This window comes from Melioribacteraceae bacterium (assembly GCA_030584085.1).
Lineage (GTDB): Bacteria > Bacteroidota > Ignavibacteria > Ignavibacteriales > Melioribacteraceae > SURF-28.
In genome coordinates this window covers 1,054,480-1,072,152 of the sequence record CP129490.1, presented here as the reverse complement: position 1 = coordinate 1,072,152, position 17,673 = coordinate 1,054,480, and the positions used below count along the sequence as shown (strand labels likewise).

General features: G+C 34.0%; 16 protein-coding genes. 5 read left to right on the top strand and 11 right to left on the bottom strand.

The annotated features are described in order from the left end of the window. Positions 1 to 19 precede the first annotated feature (19 nt). The 3 genes from QY331_04950 to mdh all read left to right on the top strand — a co-directional run bounded on the left by QY331_04950 (position 20) and on the right by mdh (position 3,474). Positions 20 to 1,900 carry a hypothetical protein gene (locus tag QY331_04950; GenBank protein ID WKZ70601.1) on the top strand — a complete coding sequence of 627 codons (1,881 nt, stop codon included), beginning with the start codon at positions 20 to 22 and terminating at the stop codon, positions 1,898 to 1,900. Between the two features lie 87 nt (positions 1,901 to 1,987). Next, complete coding sequence (locus tag QY331_04945; protein ID WKZ70600.1) at positions 1,988 to 2,398, top strand: ATP-binding protein; 411 nt, start codon at positions 1,988 to 1,990, stop codon at positions 2,396 to 2,398. Between the two features lie 110 nt (positions 2,399 to 2,508). Next, a complete protein-coding gene (gene mdh / locus QY331_04940; GenBank protein WKZ70599.1) occupies positions 2,509 to 3,474 on the top strand; it encodes a malate dehydrogenase in 966 nt (321 codons plus the stop codon). A gap of 73 nt (positions 3,475 to 3,547) precedes the next feature. Here the strand turns inward: mdh and rpmA are convergent, their stop codons facing one another. The 11 genes from rpmA to QY331_04885 form a co-directional block, all read right to left on the bottom strand. Beyond that, complete coding sequence (rpmA, locus tag QY331_04935; GenBank protein WKZ70598.1) at positions 3,548 to 3,811, bottom strand: 50S ribosomal protein L27; 264 nt, start codon at positions 3,809 to 3,811, stop codon at positions 3,548 to 3,550. A gap of 14 nt (positions 3,812 to 3,825) precedes the next feature. Then, complete coding sequence (gene rplU, locus QY331_04930; protein WKZ70597.1) at positions 3,826 to 4,134, bottom strand: 50S ribosomal protein L21; 309 nt, start codon at positions 4,132 to 4,134, stop codon at positions 3,826 to 3,828. Between the two features lie 99 nt (positions 4,135 to 4,233). Further along, on the bottom strand, positions 4,234 to 5,073 hold the full coding sequence (locus QY331_04925) for an ATP-binding protein (protein WKZ70596.1): 840 nt from the start codon (positions 5,071 to 5,073) through the stop codon (positions 4,234 to 4,236). Between the two features lie 181 nt (positions 5,074 to 5,254). Continuing rightward, positions 5,255 to 5,932, bottom strand: coding sequence for a response regulator transcription factor (locus QY331_04920; GenBank protein WKZ70595.1), 678 nt, complete (start codon positions 5,930 to 5,932; stop codon positions 5,255 to 5,257). Positions 5,933 to 5,937: 5 nt separating this feature from the next. Then, on the bottom strand, positions 5,938 to 6,939 hold the full coding sequence (locus QY331_04915; GenBank protein WKZ70594.1) for a Gfo/Idh/MocA family oxidoreductase: 1,002 nt from the start codon (positions 6,937 to 6,939) through the stop codon (positions 5,938 to 5,940). Beyond that, positions 6,936 to 8,858 (bottom strand): 1-deoxy-D-xylulose-5-phosphate synthase, encoded by a 1,923-nt coding sequence (gene dxs, locus QY331_04910; GenBank protein WKZ70593.1) that lies wholly within the window; start codon positions 8,856 to 8,858, stop codon positions 6,936 to 6,938. Before dxs ends, QY331_04915 begins: the two co-directional genes overlap by 4 nt. A gap of 17 nt (positions 8,859 to 8,875) precedes the next feature. Next, positions 8,876 to 9,097 (bottom strand): exodeoxyribonuclease VII small subunit, encoded by a 222-nt coding sequence (locus tag QY331_04905; GenBank protein WKZ70592.1) that lies wholly within the window; start codon positions 9,095 to 9,097, stop codon positions 8,876 to 8,878. Further along, positions 9,090 to 10,268 carry an exodeoxyribonuclease VII large subunit gene (gene xseA, locus QY331_04900; protein WKZ70591.1) on the bottom strand — a complete coding sequence of 393 codons (1,179 nt, stop codon included), beginning with the start codon at positions 10,266 to 10,268 and terminating at the stop codon, positions 9,090 to 9,092. The genes QY331_04905 and xseA overlap by 8 nt, the downstream gene beginning before the upstream one ends. Continuing rightward, positions 10,268 to 11,140, bottom strand: a complete 873-nt coding sequence (locus tag QY331_04895; GenBank protein WKZ70590.1) for a DNA methyltransferase — start codon at positions 11,138 to 11,140, stop codon at positions 10,268 to 10,270. The genes xseA and QY331_04895 overlap by 1 nt, the downstream gene beginning before the upstream one ends. A 46-nt stretch (positions 11,141 to 11,186) precedes the next feature. Beyond that, positions 11,187 to 13,706: a TonB-dependent receptor gene (locus tag QY331_04890; protein ID WKZ70589.1), complete on the bottom strand. Its 2,520-nt coding sequence runs from the start codon at positions 13,704 to 13,706 to the stop codon at positions 11,187 to 11,189. A gap of 66 nt (positions 13,707 to 13,772) precedes the next feature. Beyond that, entirely contained in the window at positions 13,773 to 14,600 is an 828-nt protein-coding gene (locus tag QY331_04885; GenBank protein WKZ70588.1) for a hypothetical protein, read from the bottom strand. Positions 14,601 to 14,727: 127 nt separating this feature from the next. On the opposite strand from QY331_04885, the gene surE reads away from it, so the two are divergent. Both surE and QY331_04875 read left to right on the top strand, forming a co-directional pair. Then, entirely contained in the window at positions 14,728 to 15,501 is a 774-nt protein-coding gene (gene surE, locus QY331_04880; protein ID WKZ70587.1) for a 5'/3'-nucleotidase SurE, read from the top strand. A 28-nt stretch (positions 15,502 to 15,529) separates the two neighbouring features. Next, positions 15,530 to 17,659 (top strand): hypothetical protein, encoded by a 2,130-nt coding sequence (locus QY331_04875; GenBank protein WKZ70586.1) that lies wholly within the window; start codon positions 15,530 to 15,532, stop codon positions 17,657 to 17,659. The last annotated feature ends 14 nt before the right edge of the window (positions 17,660 to 17,673 follow it).

Here is a 17,673-nt window from a genome sequence, read left to right as displayed (position 1 = left end):
GAAGCCTTTTCTAAAAATATTGATCTTCTTTATAATTACTTTATGTTCCTTCTCCCAACAGCTAGATTCACTATTATATGGTGGTGATATTCAAGTTCAGCCAAGCCTCACAAGTCTATTCGATAAAAGACTCAACACCTATTCGCTGAATACAAATTTTAATTATAATCATACTTGGGATAAATATAAGTTTACCTTGTTTGATAATTTTAGATCGACTGTTATTAAGTCAAACACAAATAGTATTAAGGATGAAAATTATTTTTCTTTTTCAAACCAGTATGCATTCTTCGATTTTCTCGCACTTGGAATTAGACTAAACAACAATACATTTTCGGATGACAGAAGATTAAGTATAAACAAAACCTCTGTTTTACATGGTGAAGTATTTGCAGAAATTTCTCCTTTACAACACTTAAAAATTATTCCCTTTGGAGGAATTTCACACAACCAACAAGTTGCGTTGTTGGATAAAGGTTTAATCTACGGTACTTTAGCAAATCTTTCGGATTTTCGTTTTGATAATATTATTCTAAAAGCGGACGTTAAATTTCAAAATGAAGATATTTCACCTCGCAAGAACACATTCAGATTAATAAAATTTGATATAGCAACTGATATTGAATCAGAAATTTTTAATAATTTTTCTGCAAGGTTTTCCGAGCAAAGAAGAGACTTTTATTTTGAGAGTGATTCTATAACCTCCAGTAAATTCAACATTACCAATAATATTCAAAGCAGAACCGAAGACCAATACCAAATACATAATAGATTATTGTACTTCTCCCCGCTTAGTAATTTTTCCGTTGATCTTAACGGAAGAATATATTGGCGTAATATTGACAGAGCTACAAGATATGTTGTTATAGAAAATGTAACGCAGTCTTCCTTTGACACAAAAATTGAGGAGTTCAAAATTGATTTTAATATTTCGGGTACATATAGGCTATCTGATTTTAGAACTTCCGCAAAAATAAACTATTCAGAAAAGGACGAAAAGCATTCCCCTAAAGCAATAGAAGGAGTTAATCAGATTTTTTTTGATGAAAGAGAAAAAATTGAATCACAGAAAAATAATTCGGCAAAATTAGTAACATTAACCCTTCACACTGAGTATGATTTATCATCTTCAGATCATTTCACCCTTAGTTTATTTCATCGAAAATTAGTTTATGATACACCAAGCGACTTAAACTTTGACGACAGAGATGAACTGCTTTCAACTGTTCGATTACGGTATTTAAGAAATATAAACTACTTTTTTGATCTGTTTATAAATCTTGAAGGCAGCTTAAATAAAATTGTTTATATTTTCGCTGAGCGAAGTTCCAATAATAACATAAAAAGATTTATAAAATTAGCTTCCGGCGGCGTATTTAAGAACCGCAATATAATTTCTTCAAACAGCGCGGAGGTTTCAGCAAACTATACCGTTTATGATTTTGAGGAACTTAATCCCAATTTCAAAAGTTTCTCATTCAGACAATTTGCTTTTAGAGATTCTACGGTAATTAAATTTTCCAATAAATTGAAATCGGAAATTCAAGGATATGTAAAGTTGTCCGAACAGGGTGATTTCAAATGGAGTAATTTTTCTAATCAGCCTGTTAGATTTTTGGAAGAAATATTTGCCGAGCCTAAATTATTCTATACTATTGGAGAACTTGAACTCGGAATTGGTTTGAGATTTTTTGAACTTTCAACATATAATTATAACTCTAAAAATGAAAAAGTCTTATCGGGAAAATACTCAAGCATCGGGCCATTGACTGATATCAGATTCATAATGAACAATCGGTTACGATTAAAAATTTACGGGTATTATGAATTTATCACAAGTGAAAGTGGAATGAGCAAAGAACAGGCTAATCTGAATCTTCAAGTTGATTGGATTTTATAAAATTATATCTATTAGCTTGATTTGAGTAGTAACAAATTTATATTTTTACCAAAATTAAAATCAATAAAGACCGTAGCAGGAGATTAATTGAAAACAATCCTCACAAAAGCTATACCGAGTGATCCGGACTTAATGCCGGAGGTTGAAGAACTAGTATTGCAAGCTGCTGAAACTGCCGGATTAAATGAGGACAAGTACAATAATATTGCTTTAGCGGTTGCCGAAGCAATTTCAAACAGCATGAAACACGGTAATAAAAATGATAAATCAAAAATGGTATTTATCACTGTTAATGCTGATGATAAAAAAATGGTCGTTATCCTAAAAGATCAAGGCGAGGGTTTTGATCCCGCTTTAATACCCGACCCCACAAAACCGGAAAATATTTTAAAGGACAGTGGAAGAGGTGTTCATATCATGCGTTCTCTTCTCGATGATCTTAGATTCAATTTTACTCCTGATGGAACAGAAATAATTCTTGAAATAAATTTGAACTGATATAAAACAGGACGTCCGGTATTCTAATCTGCAAATCACTTCATGATATTTGAATTAATCTTTTCATATATTTTAAACAAAGCTAAAATTCTAATTAGAAGGAGTAAAATATGGCAAGAACAAAAATTGCATTAATCGGTGGCGGACAAATCGGTGGTGTGTTAGCTCAACTAGCAGCTTTACGAGAATTAGGCGATGTTGTTATGTTTGATGTCGTTGAAGATATGCCGCAAGGTAAAACACTAGATATCGCGGAAGCTTCACGAGTAGATGGATTTGATTCTAAATTAAGAGGTACAAATGATTATAAAGATATTGAAGGTTCTGATCTTGTAATCATTACTGCAGGTTTACCCAGAAAGCCGGGAATGAGTCGTGACGACTTACTCAGCACAAATGCAAAGATCATGAAACAAGTTGCCGAAGGTGTCAAAGAACATGCACCAAATTCAATAGTAATTATTATATCAAATCCTCTCGACGCAATGGTAACTCTCTTTCAAAAAGTTAGTGGATTTCCACACCAGAGAGTGATGGGACAAGCGGGTGTTCTTGACTCATCTCGTTTTGCAACGTTTATTGCTTGGGAGTTAGATCTCTCGGTTAAGGATGTTAACGCAATGGTTTTAGGCGGTCATGGAGATACTATGGTTCCATTGATCCGTTATGCCAATGTTAACGGTGTACCGGTAATGGAGATGCTCGAAAGAAAATATAAAGATGCGGCTAAAGCAAAAGAAGTGATGAGTGCAATGGTGGAAAGAACGAAGATGGCAGGAGGAGAAGTTGTAAAATTATTGAAAACAGGTTCAGCATTTTATTCTCCGGCATCAGCAGCAATTTCAATGGCAGAATCAATTTTAAAAGATCAAAAAAGACTATTGCCAACTTGCGCTTATCTTTCCGGTGAGTTTAATGTTGATGGATACTACGTTGGTGTTCCTGCGGTACTAGGTCAAAATGGTATCGAAAGAATTGTGGAATTAAGCTTAGACGCGGATGAGCAAGCAGCTTTAGATAATTCCGTTAACGCCGTTAAAAATTTAGTAGCAGATATGGAAAGACTTGGATTTTGATAGATTTGTAAAATTGGTTTAAAATAAAAAACCCTCCTGATCGGAGGGTTTTTTATTAAAAATTTATCAAGAATTAATTTACGTTTTCAGCAAAAACATTTACAAATTTTCGATCATTTCTTTTTGTTTCAAATTTTACAAAGCCGTCAATTGTAGCAAATAATGTATCGTCTTTACCTTTCATAACATTCAATCCGGGATGGAACTTTGTACCACGCTGACGAACGATAATTGAACCAGCTGTAATTCTTTGACCACCGGCAGTTTTAACACCTAAATACTGCGGATTACTGTCACGACCGTTTCTTGATGAACCTTGACCTTTTTTATGTGCCATGATACCTCCGGATATTATCCGATTTTTGTAACTTCAATTCTAGTAAGTTGTTGTCTGTGTCCGTTAAATCTTCTGTAAGATTTTCTTCTTTTTTTCTTAAATACTATTACTTTATCATCTTTAAGGTGTTCAAGAATTTTCGCTTGAACTTTCTTTCCGTTTATTGTAGGTGCTCCTACTTCGGTTTTCTTTCCATCGGAGAGAAGCAAAATTTCATCGAAAGAAACTTCACTATTAACATCGCCTTCTAACCTTGGAACATAGTATTTGGTGTTTTCAGTTACTTTGAACTGTTCACCTGCTATATTTACAACTGCAAACATTTGTTTTCCTCCAATTCCTCTAAACAAGAGCCTTAAATATAATTATTCATCTATAATTACGCAATAAGAAATTTTGGGTAATGTTTATTTTATGGAGTACTATTTTTTAAGAGAAAATGAGAATTTGCTCCCTTTTTCTAATTCACTTTTAACTTCAATCTTTGTACCGTGTGCTTCCAAAATGTGTTTAACAATTGCCAATCCAAGCCCGGTTCCTCCAATTGACCTGGATCTGACCCGATCAACCCTAAAAAATCTTTCAAAAATGCGATTAATATCACTTTCTTCTATCCCAATGCCTGTATCTTGTACAAAAAGATGAGCAGCTTTGGGATATTCCTCTGCTCCAACAACCACAGAGCCGGAATCCGTATATTTTATAGCATTTGAGATTAAATTTGTCATAACCTGCCGCAATCGGGTTTTATCACCAAATACTTGAAGATTTGGTCTTATTTCGCTCAGTATTAATTCCAAACCTTTTCTATGAGCTCTATGTCGCATTTCGTTTACTATTGGTTCAAGAAATTCTTTAATGGAAAAAAATTGAAAACTCATCCTCATTTGGCCGGATTCTATCATCGATATATCGATCAGATCATTCAATAAATTATTTAGATGTTCCGCATGATTAGCAGCTTTTTGTAAGAAATTTCTGTTAACGTTTTGATCATTGAGTGCGCCGTTAAGTAATGTTTCTAAATATCCCTGTATTCCAAAAATTGGAGTTCTTAATTCATGCGATACGTTTCCTAAAAATTCCGTTCTCACTTGTTCTAATTTTTTGAGATTTTCAATATCGCTTCTAGTTTTCAAAAACATCTTTTTAATTTCGTCTTCAAGACCCTCTAAACTTCTACTAAGTCTTATCTCATTTGCCGAATCGAATTCACTTTTACGAATAGATCTGATAATCGATCGGATTTCTGTAATTTCCATTCGGCGTTTACTACCAATAAAGTACAAAAGTATTACAGAGAATATAAATACCGAAAGAAGTAATGTGAGGAAAATTGCAAGATCATGATTAAAGAATATTAAGAAAATTATAAGGAATGCTGCAGATATGAGAAAGACATGATAAAAATATATACGAGCTGATACGAAATTTTGTAAAAAATTATTCCACATTTTTAAACCGGTAACCAACACCTTTTACTGTTTCAATCAAGTCAGCAAAATCATTTAACTTCTCTCTTATCTTTCGAACGTGAACATCAATCGTTCTTTCTACGACAAAAACATCGTTTCCCCAAACATCAGATAAAATCTTTTCACGAGGGAAAACTTTACCGGGTTGCGAAGCTAAATAAGCAAGAATTTCAAATTCTTTTTTAGGAAGAATAATTGATTCTCCTTCAAGTTTTACAATGTATTGATCTCGATCAATTACCAAGGGACCAATTTTAATATTACCTCCGATCAAACTTCCCGCTTTTCTTAAATTTGATTTTACTCTTGCAACAAGTTTCTTAATTGAAATAGGTTTGATAATATAATCATCGGCACCAAGATTCAATCCCTTTACTTCATCAACTTCACTTGATTTTGCCGTAAGGAAAAGCACAGGTGTTTTCTTAAATTCAGGAAGCTCACGAATTCTTTCACAAGTAATATAGCCGTCCATCTTTGGCATTAATACATCCAAAATTATTAGGTCGGGTTTCTCTGGAAGTTTTGTTAAAGCTTCCTCACCATTATGAGCAGTAATAACTTTGAAGCCTTCATTGCGAAGGTTATATTCTAAAAATTCAACAATGTCCTTCTCGTCATCAACAATTAGAATTGTATTGTTCATTCTATCTAAACTCGTATTTCTTTATTTTTCTCTGCCGATTGATATAGGGCTTCAATAAGTTTCATTCTTTTTAATGCATCTGCACTGGAGGATATAATTGGGAAATTCCCTTTCAGTACACCTACAAAATGTTTCAATTCATTTTCGAAGGACTTTCTAAATAAATTTTTTGATCCGGATATTCGTGAAGTTAAATCAATTTGATTAGAAGCAACACGTCTATAAGCTATAAGCGGATTCAAGTGAGCAGTACCTTCAGAACCATATGTAGTTAAATTAAGACCATCCGATTCGGAATGCAAGCTCCAACTTACATCAAAATTGATAACGGTTTCATTTTTAAGTCTGATGAAACCGACAGAAGAATCTTCAACATTTTTTGTATTATGATAAAACTGCTTTACCGATACCGAAATTACTTCCGGGAAATCAATTAACCATAGTGCTAAATCGAACAAGTTAATACCAAGGTCAAGTATAACTCCACCTCCGGCTTCACTCTTTTTAAGAAACCATTTTTGCTCACTGCTTTGTTTTCTTAACCAACTGCATTTTATATAAAAAATATCTCCTAACTCACCATTGTTGATTAAGCTCTTGAGAAGCATAGTATCCGGTCGGAATCGAAGATTCATACCAACCATGACTTTGCGTTTATGCTTTTCGGCAAATTCATGAATACGTTTAGCTTCTGCGAAAGTTCTAGCGATGGGTTTTTCAATTAAGAGATCTTTACCGGCTTTGATAAAATCGTTTGCTATATCGGGATGTGTATTTGTTGGTGTCGCAATAATTGCAGCATCAAAATCTGATTTAGCAATAAGTTCCTTATAATCGGTAAATTTATTTTTTATACCGAATTTTTCTGCAACAGAATTTAAGCGATTCTTATTAACTTCAGCAACTGAAACAATTTCAACGTCCTTCAATTTTGACAGTATTGGGAGATGGACTAACTGTGCTATACCTCCTAAACCGATAACAGCAAATTTTGTCGAATTATTCAAGCAACAACCTCATGTTTAATTCCACTACCCTTGCAAAATACTTTTACTTTTTCAAATATTCCATCTGCATCTATTCCAATAAGATTATGCAACTCTGCCTGAGTTCCATGATCAATAAATGTATCCGGAATACCAATTCTGATAATATCGTTTTTATAATTTTTATCGTTGAAATATTCGACAACTCCGGAGCCAAATCCACCCACAATTGAATTTTCTTCAATTGTAACAACCTTATCAAATCTAGACGCAATATCATCCAATAGTTTTGTATCTAATGGTTTTATAAATCTCATATTAATCACTTCAGAGTTAATACCTTCTTCTTTGAGTTTTTCGGAGGCTTTCAGTGAGTGTTCAACCATATTACCGACAGAAAGTAAGGCGACATCTTCGCCTTTTACTAATGTTTCAGCTTTACCGATTACAATTTTTTCGAACCCTTCGCGTAATTCAACACCAAGTGCATTACCTCTAGGATAACGAATTGCAGAAGGTCCGTCAATTTCAGAAACAGAAGTATATAACATGTCTCTTAATTCTTGTTCATCCTTTGGTGCCATAATAACCATACCGGGTATCATTCGTAAATATGATAAATCAAACGTTCCATGATGTGTTGGTCCATCGGCACCAACAAGTCCGGCTCTATCTAACGCAAAAACCACTTTTAATTTTTGAAGTGCTACATCATGAATTATTTGATCGAAACCTCTTTGTAAAAATGAGGAATAAATAGCAACAACCGGGATCACACCTTGCGTTGCAAGTCCCGCGGCAAATGTAACAGCGTGTTCCTCGGCAATTCCAACATCAAAATAATTTTCCGGATATGCAGCTTGTAATTTATCCATACCTGTTCCATCCGGCATAGCTGCGGTAATGCCTACAATTTTTGGATTGTCTTTTACAAGTTCAACCATTGCATTACCAAAAATTGCCGTATAAGAAGGCGCACCACCTTCACCTTTTTTTATTGCTTTACCTGTAATTTTATCAAATGGAGTTGAGGCATGTAAACGCTGAACATGTCCTTCAGCCGGTTTGTAGCCTTTACCTTTTTCGGTTATTGCATGTACAAGTAATGGACCATTATAATCTTTAATGTGCTCAAATAGTTTAACAAGTTGACCGACATTATGCCCATTAACAGGTCCGAAATATCTGAAACCAAGAGCTTCGAAAAGCATTCCTGGAGTAATGACAGATTTTATTCCGGATTCTAGCCTTGCAGCAACTTTCCTTAAACGATCACCAAAGTCATCAAGCTTACCTGTTAAATCCCATATTGCACCTTTAAATCTATTATACTCTGGATGAGAAATCATTTCTGTGAAATAATTCGAGATTTGCCAAACGTTTGGAGCGATTGACATATTGTTATCATTAAGTACAACAATCAAATTCTTTTGAAGAACACCGGAGTTATTCATTGCTTCATAAGCCATACCACCGGTCATCGCACCATCACCAATTATGGCTATTACTTTTTTGTTAGTCTTAAGCAAGTCAGAGCCGGTTGCCATACCTAATGCAGCAGATATTGATGTCGAAGCATGTCCGGCACCAAAAGCATCATATTCACTTTCGGTTCTTTTTAAGAAACCGCTCAATCCATGAAATCTTCTAATTGTATGAAGCTGATCACGTCTTCCAGTAATAATTTTATGAGGGTAAGCTTGATGACCCGTATCCCAAACAATTAAATCATTAGGAGTGTTAAAGACTTTGTGCAACGCAACTGTCAGTTCGACAGAGCCGAGTCCACCGCCAAAATGTCCACCAACTTGAGAAATTACATCCACCATGTATTGACGAATTTCAGAACAAAGTTCTTTTAAGTCATGGACTGAAAAGTTTTTTATGTCGTTAGGAGAATCTACATTAAACAAATAATTATATTGCGATCGATCTACCATTAATTTACCTCAAATTATTACTCATCGCCCAAATTGGATTCAAAATGGGATTTTAATTCCGTGATTTTTAGTTCTGCATCTTTCAACTTACTATAACAAATTTTTGAGAGTAAAATTCCCTCTTCATAAAGTTTTATTGATTCATCCAATCCAATCTCATCATTTTCAAGCAATTCAGAGATTTCTTCCAATCTTTTAAGAGAATTCTCGAATGATTCCGTTTGTTTTTTCTTAGCCATTTTTTATCTCAATTTGGTCGTCAAAAAATTTGATTTGAAATGTTTCCGTATTTGAAAATTTTTGAGCACGGTTTACAAATTTACCGTTCTGTTTGATAAGTGTAAAACCTTTCTTCAATGTTTTTTCAATATCATAGTTTTCAACTGATTTTTCGAAGAGTGAAATTCTCTGCATTTTGTTATTAATAAGCAACTGAATACTTCTCGAAAAACTTGTGTATAGATTATCAACTTTTTGAAAACCATTATTAATTCTATTTTCCATATTTCTGAAGGCGTATGAAGTTAAGATATTCTTTACTTCTTTACTACCATCGGAAATTTTTTGAAGAATTATTTCCTCAAAATCATCTCGGTATTCTTCAAGCAAAAATAATAAGTCATCTTTATTTGGCGTTGAAAGTTCAATGGCTGCCGATGGTGTCGGCGCACGTAAATCTGAAACAAAATCGGCAATTGTAAAATCAATTTCATGTCCAATACCGGTCACTATTGGAATTTTAGATCCAAATATTGATCGGGCAACAATTTCTTCATTGAATGCCCATAAATCCTCTAATGAACCACCGCCTCTTGCGATAATTAGAGTATCTATATCATCTAGTTTGTTAAAACTTTCAATTGCTTTAACAATTAATTCGGCTGCACCATCACCTTGAACTTTAGTTGGTGCAATTATTAACTCTGCTAAAGGATATCTTCGTTGAGCAATATTTAAAATATCTCTGTAAGCGGCGCTGTCGGCTCCGGTAATCACTCCGATTTTAGATGGAAAAACCGGAATTGGTTTTTTGAATTCCGAATCAAATAATCCTTCTTCCGCAAGTTTGTTTTTTAATCTTTCAAATGCCGCTTGGAGTTCTCCGACACCGGAAGGTTTCATTGATCTAACGTCAATTTGATAACTTCCCCGCGGCGGATAAACGGAAATCTTTCCGTTTACAATTATTTTCATTCCATCTTCTGGAGTGAAAAAGACAAGATTGTTAAATCCTTTCCACATTGTACAACTTATCTGTGCACCGGAATCTTTTAAACTAAAGTACCAATGACCCGAGGCATGCTTTTTGAAATTCGAAATCTCTCCTTCAACGCTGATAGATTCGAAGTTAAGTTCGAGAGTTTCTCTAATTAATGCGGTAAGTTCACTTACTGATTTGTATTGCTGCATTATTTATTTTCTTTCCTAAATATCAAACAATATTGATGATGACGGTTACCAACCCAGGCATTATTAACTCCAAGCGCAATCAATGGTTTATCATCTTGCAACCAAATCTTTTCATCTTTGAGTACCCAACTTTTTTTCCCCCTTTTAGTCAACGATGTGGCAGTATCATAGGCCAAAGGATAAAGCTGTTTTTCAAAATAAACATTGTTGGTTATAATTGTTAAGTAACCACCTTCTTTTGTGATATCCCACACTTGATCAAAAATCTTAGCTTGTGTTTCAAGGAATTCTTTGTAATCTGGGACATTTCCAATGTCGTTATTATCGAATGAATATTTTGTGTCTAATCCACTATTTTTTCTTTTTGTTTGTCTTATCGAATTTCGCTCTAGTTGATTCCAATAAGGCGGTGATGTGATTGTATAATCAAATTTGTTCTGTTTGATTTTATTTTTAGTAAGCAATTCCTTGATTAAAAGTGAATTACCTTTAATCGGTAGAAGTGTTGTTGAATATTTACTCTTCTCAATTCTTCTTTTAGCAGTTTCAAAATATTTTTTTTGAAGTTCAATACCGATACCATTTCTATGAAGTTCTCCGGCAGCAATAAGCATACTTCCTGTACCAAGAAATGGGTCAAATACCCACTCATTTTCCTTCGTGAAAAACTCAATAAACTCCTTAACTAATGATTCGGGAAATTTTGCAGGATGTAAAATTTCTTCTTCTTTTCTTCGAGGCGGACGATGAACAAACCATGATTTAGTAAACTTTATCCATTCCTTACCGGTGAGATTATTTAGTTTGTTAGCGGTACTATATTTGCCCCGTTCTCCAAAATCTATATACTTTTCTTCTTTCAATTTCTGCATATACCTAAAATTACATAATATCAATGCTTTGTCAAATTTTGTGTAATTAAAAACGAACATTAAATCCAAGTGTGGGTAAAATCGGAAACATTGAGTTTTTCTCTCTGCCCAGCGTTAAGTCTTCGTTCACATAATAATCATATCCGATCACGTTTGCTCTGTTGTAAACATTAATAACATCCAGGTAAAACACCCAATCAAGATCCCAATAATCTGCTTTAGCTGATAAACGGATGTCGAGTCTGTGATAATCAGGTTTGCGAGAATTATAACGATTTTCGATTCCACCAAAGTCGGTATCGTAAATTACTTTTGAACTCCCTTTACGAGTTGCAATCTCAGGAGAATCCGGGATGGCATTTCCATCGGTATCGACTAATGTGATTCTCGGCTTAATCCCGACCGGGTCGGTTATTGGAAATCCCGAACCGTATTGAAATCTTACACCTATGTCAAACCAATGGTTAACTTCATAGTTTAATACAATATTTAGTGTATGTCGCTGATCAAAATTGAATGGAATTGTTCTGCCATATTCATATCTATTAGCCCACGCGAGTGAATAAGAAATCCAGCCGTCTATTTTTGAAATTCCGGCAATGTTTCTCTTTTCAAGTAAAAATTCAAAACCGAAAGCTTCACCATTCGATGCATTAACAGGAATTTGTGTAAGTGAATCACCCTTAACGGGTATGGGTCGAGTCCATGCTGATCTTTGAGTTGGATCTTGCCCCGGCACGAGTTCGGTATAGTAGTTTGAACCTTCTAAAACTTTTTGAACAATGAGATTACTGAAGTTTTTATAGTAACCTTCAATCTTAGCCCGCCATTCACTAGTTAACCATCTTTCCAAACTTAAAACGTAATGAGTTGCGTTTTCAGCTTCAAGTGTTTCCGTATACTTTTTATCAAAATTAAGTATTTTATTTCCGTCACGTAATTTTTCATAGCCCGGAGATTGATAATACTTTCCCCAGCCTGCACGAAGTGTTGTGATATCATCTAATGCGTAGGACAAGGAGATCCTGGGCGAGAGATATCCCTTACCCAAAATATTGTAATAATCGAATCGTAAACCAGGTTGGATGAATAGTTTATCTCCTATTGCAAATTTATTTTGAGCCCAGGCTCTATAACGTGAATAGATTTTTTCATCCCCTAGATCATCAAATACTGCTCGGATATTTGCATTAGCATCAAAGAATGCTCTAAGTTCGGGATCTAATTGAAAATCAAACTCAAGTAAAGTTCTCATAAAATCAACACCGACTCCCGCGCTCAGCTCATTATTGTTTCCCCAGTATGTATAAAACTTATTATCAATCGAGTACTTCTGAAAAGTAAACTGAGAATTGAAACCGAAACCAACTAAATAAGGTGCAAGCGTATCTGGAGCAGCATCTTCAAAGTTTTCTCTGTTTAAAGAAGGGTCAAGAAGCTGCGAATCAAAATTTGTCTTGCCACCGTTTCTATACCACGAGACGATCAATTTATTAAGTGTCCTTTTACTCGGTGTATAATGCCATGCGAATGAAAGTAAATCATTGTTTGAATCATCAATAACAGCTACACTGTCCGGATTTTTTCGTTCTGCAGTACTGACCAAATTAACACCATCGCGAGATAGAATTCCGTTTAGAAAAAACTTATGTCCGTTAAAAGGACCGAAAGCAAGTTTAGCTTGTATATCATAAAAATTTGGGAATGTAACATTATCTTCGACTAATCCGGCATTTTTTACAAATGGTTCTATTATTAAATCGTAATAGGTTCTTCTTGAACTTATCAACCAACTTCCCGGAATATTTAACGGATTCTTACCTTCCAAAACTAAATTTGCACTCACAATACTTGCATTCAAATTGCCGGTAATATTTTTTGTTAAATCACCTTGCCTATTTGTTACATCAAGTACTGCAGAAAGCCGGTCACCATACTGAACCGGAAAACCACCGGTAACCAAATTAATATCGGTTACCGATTCCGGGTTAAACATACTAATAACGCCATATAATCTGTAAGGATTAAAAATCTCAACATCATCCATAATGATAAGATTTTGATCCGGGCCACTTCCACGAATAATTAATTGTGAAGAGAAATCATTCGGTGCAAGAACTCCGGGCAATGCTTGCAATGTTCTGAAGACATCTGTAACTGCACCCGGCAGTACTCTTGCTCCCTCCGGTTTTAGTTCTATAAGACTTGCGGTTGGATCACTTTGTGCTTGAATTTTTGAATCAACAATTTCAATTTGATCAACTTGAAACGCCTCGGTTTCCATTTCAACATTAAGTTCGAGTGATTTACCCGAAACAATTTCCACTTCAATAAATTTGGTTTTAAATCCAACCGCGCTGAAACGGATTAATTTATTCCCAATAGGAATTTGTTGAATTCTATAAATCCCCTCTTCATCGGTTACTCCGCCAAGTGTAGTTTCGGTAACTAAAATATTAACCCCTGGAATTGGAATATTATTTTCAGTCACTTTACCGGTTAATCCACCTGTTTGAGCTGACAATACAATGGATATTAACAATATGTTAAAAATTATCTTGAACATTATTTATCATCTTTAGTTGAATAACAACTAATCTGATGAAATCATTCCAAATTGATTAAAATAATTTTAGAGATTTAACGAGAAGAAATTCGAATAAAGTCCGATTGAAATTTCATGAAAATTTCTTTCCGATACCGAAGGTTGAAAATTAAATCTATATTTTGAATAAACTGTGAATGCATTATAAACCTTAAACCATCCGATTGTAATTTCCGGGGAAACTCCGTTAAAGCCTTCGAAAGTAGTAAAGCCGGAAACTCCGGGTGAGATATACTCAAAGACCGGAATCTCGAATATATGTTTATATCCTACTCTAAGATAGTTTCTAAAATCTGCATTAAATATATGAGCATATTCTAATGAAAAATATCCGGAAGGATAATTATAACCTCCGCTATAAAATGATAAAATTGGAATTTCTTTAACAAGACTAAAGAGTTTATCGTTATTATTAATTACCAAAGTTGGCGAAGGAAGTCCAAAAATAATTCCACCAAAACAACACACCGTTAACAAACTTGTGTTCTTATCTGATTTAAGGGTGTTTTCAAAAGGCAAAACTACTTCGAAGGTATCACTTCTAAAATTATTGCCGAGTGAGTCAAAACCGGAAATAAAAAATTTCACATAAGATGAATCAAAATTATATTCAGAAATATCAATTTCAGTTCTATGATCAACAGCCAAAGTATCCGAAACTGTAAAAATATATTTGTCCTCAATCGTTACAGAAGAGGTAACAGATTCTGTAGTAAATAACGAAAGGATAAATTTATAAGGTTTCTCTTGTGTAACGTAGGAATCAATAACAAAAACTTCAACCTCTGCCTCTTGTGAATATACTTGGGATGTACATATAATTGATAGAAAAAGTGTAAACAAGTATTTCTTCATGAATTCTCCTTTTGTAACTCAAAGATAATAGAATTGAGATAAAATTATAATTGTATAATCTGCACCTTAATTTCAAAGCGATCTCAAATTTCAGTATATTTGCCTGTTAAAAAAGCAGAGAGTAAAATTGAAAATTCTTGTAACTAATGATGATGGTATTGATTCCCTAGGAATTCAAAAATTAGCAATGGCTTTAAGTGAAGTAGGTGATGTAACTGTTATTGCTCCAAGAACCGAACAAAGTGCGGTCGGACATGCAATTACAATGAAAATCCCGCTACGCGTAACTGAATATTACAAAAATGGCGATTTTTTTGGCTATGCTATTGATGGTACTCCCGCCGATTGTGTGAAAATTGGTGTGAGAAACATTCTAAAATCAATTCCCGATTTGGTAGTCTCGGGAATTAATCATGGTTCAAACGCTGCGATTAATATCATTTATTCCGGCACCGTTTCCGCGGCTCGTGAAGCTGCAATAATGGATATACCGGCAATCGCGATGTCAATCACTTCCCATAATCCTCAATATTTTGAGTATGCTTGTAATACGGCAAGAGAGTTAGCACAAATTGTTGCTGAGAAAGGTTTGAGTAGAGGAACTTTGTTAAATGTAAATGTACCCGATCTTCCCTGTGAGGAAATAAAGGGATTGAAGCTTACAACACAAGGCAAATCTAAGTGGGATGAAATTTACGAGGAGAGAAAAGATCCTTACGGTAAAAGTTATTTTTGGCTAACCGGAACATTAACCGAAACTGATAAAGAACTGGGAACTGATCAGTTTGCTATTCTAAATAATTTTGCATCCGTATCACCAATTCATTTTGATTTGACTGATTATGATACCTATGAGCAAATGAAATCCTGGAACCTAGAAGAACTTAAGGTGATAAAATAGTCAGTATTATAAATAATAAGTCTATTTCATGCTGAATATTTTCAATTACCAGTTGAGTATCAATCTCAATCCATTTTTGCTTGTATTGTTTATAGCGCTTGCCGTTATTTATGTCTTATATATTTACAAGCGCACACTTCCGCAAACTTCGGTTTTTTTACGAATTATTCTTATAACAACTCGTTCCCTTGTTTTAGTTCTTTTATTACTACTAATTTTTGAACCGACATTAATAGTCAATAATGAAGATGAAGAAAAACCTGTTGTCCCGATATTCATAGACAATTCCTCATCAATGAGCAATTTTAGTCCATCAGTAGCCGAAAAAGTTTTTGATATTATAGATGCTCAGACTTCTTCAAACAATACTCAATACAAATTTTTCAGTTTTGATTCACGTGTTGATGAAATAAATAAGGACTCGGTTGGATTACTGAGATATGATAAAGGAATTACAAACTTTGAGAATGTTTTCAATTATTTATCCAACAGTAATGATTATCTGACATCTGCTGTAATTATTTCTGATGGAATAATAAACTATGGAAGCAGTTCAATCTATCAAGCCGAAAATCTTAACTTCCCCGTTTACACTATTGGTATTGGCGACACTTCCGAGATATCGGATATTTATGTTAGCAGCATATTGAATAACAGATTTATTTATAAAGAAACACCAACCGTAGTTGCTGCGGAAATATCTAATGAGAATTTGGCAGATGAAAATGTAACAGTTACTTTTTTAGAAAATAATAAAAGAATCGATTCACAGGAAATTAAACTAAGTGAAAGTGGAATAAATCGCGTTACTTTTGAATACGTACCGAAAGAATCCGGCAAACATAAATTGACGATTCAAGTCAGCCAAATTAGTAACGAACATAATTTTGAAAATAATATTCGCTCAACATTTATTGATGTCCTTGAAAATAAATTAAATATTTTGGTAATAAGCGGTTCACCATCTGCAGATTTTAAAGCAGTGTATAATTCGCTTAAACAAGTTGATGAGTACGAAGTAAATAAATTTATCCAAATAAATGAGAGTGATTTCATCGGAAATAATTTCGCTGCAAAACTAGATAGTGCTCAAGTTCTTGTGTTTATTAATTTCCCGTACGGAAATACAAATGATGAAATTATTAAAAAAGTTCTTAGTAAGATAAGCAAAGACAAAATTCCATTTTTTAATTTAATCGGTGCCGATCTTAACTCAATCTCGCTTAACAAGATAAATAGCATACTTCCGTTTTCACATGGAAGATCGTTTGATGAAGTTTATCTGGCACAGCCGGAATTTTCAGATCAAAACTCAAATAATATTTTTACCAATACAAATTTTTCTGATAAACAAGACTTTCCACCAATCGCATATCCGAACGGAAATTTTAATTTAAAACCGGGGATACAAGTTATCGCTAATGCAAAAGTGAATAATATTAAAACCGATATGCCGATGATACTTAGCCAGAATAATGCACTAGTTAGAAGTATTAATTTTATCGGGAGTAACTTTTGGAAATGGCGAATCAAATCCGAGATCACAACTAAAAATGTTTTTGATCAGTTAATTTATAATTCTATACAATGGTTGCGTGTTTCCGATAGACAGCGAAAATTCTTTGTTGAAACAAATAAAGATATTTACGCACCGGGAGAAACCATAGAGTTTATTGGCGAACTTTATGATGATAAGCTTGAACCAATAAACAATGCCGAGATTACTATTCAAATCAAATCCGGGCAAAACAATATTCCGGCTAAATTGATTAATGAAGGAAATGGAATTTACAAAGGTGAAGTTAACATCTCATCACAAGGTGATTTTACTTTTAGTGCTGTCGCCCAAGTTAACGGAATGAAAATAAACGAAACCTCCGGAAAATTTAATATCGGTGAAGTTGATCTAGAAAAACTTCACACCGTCATGCAGAAAAATTATTTAAAAATGATAGCATCTTTAACCGGCGGTAATTATACTTATATAAGCGATTCAAAAAATCAATTCAATAAAATTGAGACATTTAATCGAAATAAAACTAAAGTCAGCGTTTCATCAATTACATATGATCCGCTTTCATTAGAGATAATTTTAGTATTACTAATATTATTACTTAGTTTAGAATGGTTCGTTAGGAAAAAGGAAGGTATGTTATAAATAAACGGAGATCA

Bases quoted from the DNA above. Each gene is read 5' to 3' on its own strand.
- mdh (WKZ70599.1), top strand. From the start codon at position 2,509: ATGGCAAGAACAAAAATTGCATTAATCGGTGGCGGACAAATCGGTGGT.
- rpmA (WKZ70598.1), bottom strand. From the start codon at position 3,811: ATGGCACATAAAAAAGGTCAAGGTTCATCAAGAAACGGTCGTGACAGT.
- rplU (WKZ70597.1), bottom strand. From the start codon at position 4,134: ATGTTTGCAGTTGTAAATATAGCAGGTGAACAGTTCAAAGTAACTGAA.
- QY331_04925 (WKZ70596.1), bottom strand. From the start codon at position 5,073: ATGGAAATTACAGAAATCCGATCGATTATCAGATCTATTCGTAAAAGT.
- QY331_04920 (WKZ70595.1), bottom strand. From the start codon at position 5,932: ATGAACAATACAATTCTAATTGTTGATGACGAGAAGGACATTGTTGAA.
- dxs (WKZ70593.1), bottom strand. From the start codon at position 8,858: ATGGTAGATCGATCGCAATATAATTATTTGTTTAATGTAGATTCTCCT.
- QY331_04905 (WKZ70592.1), bottom strand. From the start codon at position 9,097: ATGGCTAAGAAAAAACAAACGGAATCATTCGAGAATTCTCTTAAAAGA.
- xseA (WKZ70591.1), bottom strand. From the start codon at position 10,268: ATGCAGCAATACAAATCAGTAAGTGAACTTACCGCATTAATTAGAGAA.
- QY331_04895 (WKZ70590.1), bottom strand. From the start codon at position 11,140: ATGCAGAAATTGAAAGAAGAAAAGTATATAGATTTTGGAGAACGGGGC.
- QY331_04890 (WKZ70589.1), bottom strand. From the start codon at position 13,706: ATGTTCAAGATAATTTTTAACATATTGTTAATATCCATTGTATTGTCA.
- QY331_04885 (WKZ70588.1), bottom strand. From the start codon at position 14,600: ATGAAGAAATACTTGTTTACACTTTTTCTATCAATTATATGTACATCC.
- QY331_04875 (WKZ70586.1), top strand. From the start codon at position 15,530: ATGCTGAATATTTTCAATTACCAGTTGAGTATCAATCTCAATCCATTT.